Below are 3,152 nucleotides of genomic sequence, written 5' to 3'. Positions count from 1 at the left end.
GATCCACGGACGAGAGTTCCTCTTCCCCACGAACAGAGCAACGAGCATCTGAGCCGACAGTCACACCATCAGCAGCTTCTGTTAGGACCTCTTAGTGCGTAGATCGTGATCTTCATGCCTGAGTGGCTTGTCGAGGGTCGTGGCTGGCCTGGGATCGGGTCTGGTGGCGGGGGCGCCGGTCGGACCGACCGAGCCGGTGGGCGGCATCGTGGACGGGGCGGCTACGAGTGTGTTGAACAGGCGCTGGATCTCGTTGCGGGTGAGTGGAATGAGGGCATCGGGTGCGGGGCGGGTGTGCTCGTCTGCGCGTACGACGGCGAGGAAGGCGTGCGCGAGCACGGCGAGGGTGACCCAGCGGGACCAGGAGGCATAGCGGCGGACCTGGTGCTCGTCGAGTGCGGCCAGGCCCTTGCCCGACTGGAGGAACTCCTCCACCCGCCGTCGTGATCCTGCGACTTTGACCAGCACGGTCAGCGGCACGGGTTGGCCAGGGTGTCCGCACGGAACCTCCCCGCCCCCGTGGTGAGTTCGTGCGAGCAGGCCACCGCGAGGACGTAGCCGGTGCCGCGTTCCTCCGGTGCGGTTCGCAGCCTGGGGTTGCCGCCGTAGACCTCGTCGCCGGCGACCCGTGCGGCCTGGTGGCCGGCGTCCAGGAACCGGGCGACCGTACGAGTGGCCAGTTCCGGCTTGGTGGCGAAGGCGGTGTCCTGGTCGAGTCCGGCATCCCGGCAGCGGTCAGGGTCGGAGGTCCATGAACGCGGGACGTACAGTTCCCGGTTCCCTGCCGCGTGCCCGCGCGGGCCGGCGTAGACCGGGTAGACGGCGACCTGGGCATTTCGATCCTGCTCGCGGTGCCGGTGTACTGGCGCTGGACGCCGACCGTGTCGGTGCCCTTCTTCACGTCCCCGGTTTCGTCGACCACCAGTACCGCCTGGTCGTCGTGCAGGTGGTCGGCCACGTAGTCACACACATCGTCGCGGACCCGGTCGGCTTCCCACTTGGCCCGGCGAGCAGGGTGCTGCATGCCGTCCGGGGTCCTCTCCATGGCCCATTCGGCGATGGTCCAGCAGTTTTTGCGCGGCAGGTCCGACAGCAGTCCGAGTACGAACTTCCTGACACAGAACCGGGGTTTGACCCGTGTGAACCGTCCCGTCATCCGGCTCAGCTGGCCCTCAACCGCCTCCTGCCAGCGGGCAGGGTCTACGCTGTGACCTGCGGCCACCGCGTGATCGTTTGTCTTCACACACCGATGATCAACGGGTGACCGCACCCGTCTCCACAGCGCGTCGGGGTCGCGCAGCGTCCGCCCGCCGTTCCTGTGTCAGGAGGACATGTGCAACGTGGCGAAGTCTGGTGGGTGGAGTTCGACGAGCGGCGGCCGGTCGTGCTGCTGTCGGGAGACGACGCGTCCGGGATCCGGGTGGTGCAGGTCGTCGCTCGGGCGGGTGTCGACATCACCGGTCTGGGCGTCGAAGTGGCAGTGGGCGCCGTGGAAGGGCTGCCCTTTGAAGGCGTGCTGCGGTTCGCGTTCCCGCGTCCGGGCTTTACCCCTTGCACGTGGCTGACCACCGTGTCCCGGGACGACCTGATCGAGCGAGCGGGCGTTCTGTCCTCCGCGAAACTCAGCGAGATTGAGAACGCCCTCCGTCTCGGTGAGCAGGCGAAGGAGTGGACCCCGGCGACGACCGCGAAGCTCAGCGAGATGAGGAACGCCCTCCGTCTCGGTGGACTCGGGTAGGCGGAGAAGGAACGGACGCCCGCGACGGGTGGTCGGTCTCGTCCGGATGATCGACGCTGCCAGCTGCCTCCTCGGCCCCTCACGATCGAGATCACGAACTACGGCTGGAGTATCAGTAATCCAGCCGGACTTTGATGTTTTGCCTGGTCAACGGCTTGGGTGTGGGGAGTGTAGGGGGGTGCCGGGTGCGGGACGGGTTCGCGCGGCCCGTCCCGCGAACGAGTGACCGCGGCGTGTGTAGTGACATCGGGCTGGACAGCCAGTCGGTGTGATTGACGACGTACCCGCCAACGAGTGGGAACAGGAACTGGAAGAGCTCTTTCTGCAGGTCGGGCATCGCTTCTCGCGTGTCGAGCCGCGGCGGCGGATGCGGGACTGCGTTCGTGGCCTGCTCGGCCCGGTGGGCCGCAAGAACTCCTGGCAACTGGCTGAGTTCGCCGGGCACTCCACACCGGACGGACTGCGGCACCTGCTGGCGAAAAGCCAATGGGAGGCCGACGAGATTCGCGATGACCTGCAGGGTTACGTCGCCGAGCACCTCGGCGCCGACGACGGTGTCCTGATCATCGACGACACCGGGTTCCTCAAGAAGGGCATCACCTCAGCCGGGGTGCAACGGCAGTACTCCGGCACTGCCGGCCGGCCGCACTGAGAACTGCCAGATCGGTGTCTTCGCTGCCTGCGCCACCACCCTGGGCCACGCCCTGGTCGACCGCGAGCTCTACCTGCCCAAGTCCTGGACCGACGACGCGGAACGCTGCCGCGCTGCCAAGATTCCCAGCGGCGCGGCTTCGCGACGAAGAACGACCTGGCCCGCGCCTTGGTCCTGCGGGCACTCGCCTCCCCGCTGCCCGTCGCCTGGGTCGCCGCGGATGCCGCCTACGGGCAGGACTCCCGCTTCCGCCGCTTCCTGGAAGACGCCGGCCTGTCCTACGTCATGGCCGTGCCCGAGTCCCAGCAGGTCCACGGCCCCCGCATCGACCACCTCATCGGCCGGGCTCCTCCCGAAGCATGGCAGTGGCTCTCCTGCGGCGACGGCGCGAAAGGGCCAGGAATCTACGACTGGGCCGCCGCCCGGCTGCCGGCTGTCTGGGAGTTCGACGGCGACGAGCCCAACCGCCAGCGATGGATGCTTGCCCGCCGCAGCATCACCAAGCCGGACGAGCTCGCCTGCTTCCTGGCCGCGGCACCCCTGCAGGCCGCCCTCGCCGACCTCGTGCGGATCGCCGGCTGCCGCTGGAAGATCGAGGAGTGCTCCAGAGCGCGAAGAACGAGTGCGGCCTGGACCATTACCAAGTCCGCCGCTACACCGGCTGGCACCGCCGCATCCCCCTTGCCGTGTTCGCCCACGGGTTCCTGGCCGTCACCGCCGCCCACGCGCGGGAAAAGGGGGGACGCGAGCGGGACACACCCG

At 68.4% G+C, this 3,152-nt stretch carries 2 protein-coding genes and 2 pseudogenes; 3 read left to right on the top strand and 1 reads right to left on the bottom strand.

Features of this window, described 5'->3' with window-relative positions:
* Positions 1-112: 112 nt before the first annotated feature.
* Positions 113-1,222 (bottom strand): annotated as a pseudogene (locus tag AB0F82_RS38570) (IS701 family transposase).
* 111 nt (positions 1,223-1,333) lie between these two features.
* On the opposite strand from AB0F82_RS38570, the gene AB0F82_RS38565 reads away from it, so the two are divergent.
* The 3 genes and pseudogenes from AB0F82_RS38565 to AB0F82_RS38555 form a co-directional block, all read left to right on the top strand.
* A complete protein-coding gene (locus tag AB0F82_RS38565; protein ID WP_362636475.1) occupies positions 1,334-1,738 on the top strand; it encodes a type II toxin-antitoxin system PemK/MazF family toxin in 405 nt (134 codons plus the stop codon).
* 268 nt (positions 1,739-2,006) lie between these two features.
* Positions 2,007-2,390 (top strand): transposase, encoded by a 384-nt coding sequence (locus AB0F82_RS38560; RefSeq protein WP_362636472.1) that lies wholly within the window; start codon positions 2,007-2,009, stop codon positions 2,388-2,390.
* A pseudogene (locus AB0F82_RS38555) lies at positions 2,371-3,152 on the top strand (IS701 family transposase); the annotation flags it as partial. The gene AB0F82_RS38560 and the pseudogene AB0F82_RS38555, both read left to right, overlap by 20 nt.

The sequence above is a fragment of the Streptomyces virginiae genome, from assembly GCF_040638905.1.
In the GTDB taxonomy this organism is placed as follows: Bacteria; Actinomycetota; Actinomycetes; order Streptomycetales; family Streptomycetaceae; genus Streptomyces; species Streptomyces virginiae_B.
The sequence above is the reverse complement of the archived record's forward strand: the minus strand, read 5'-3'. Positions and strand labels throughout refer to the sequence as shown.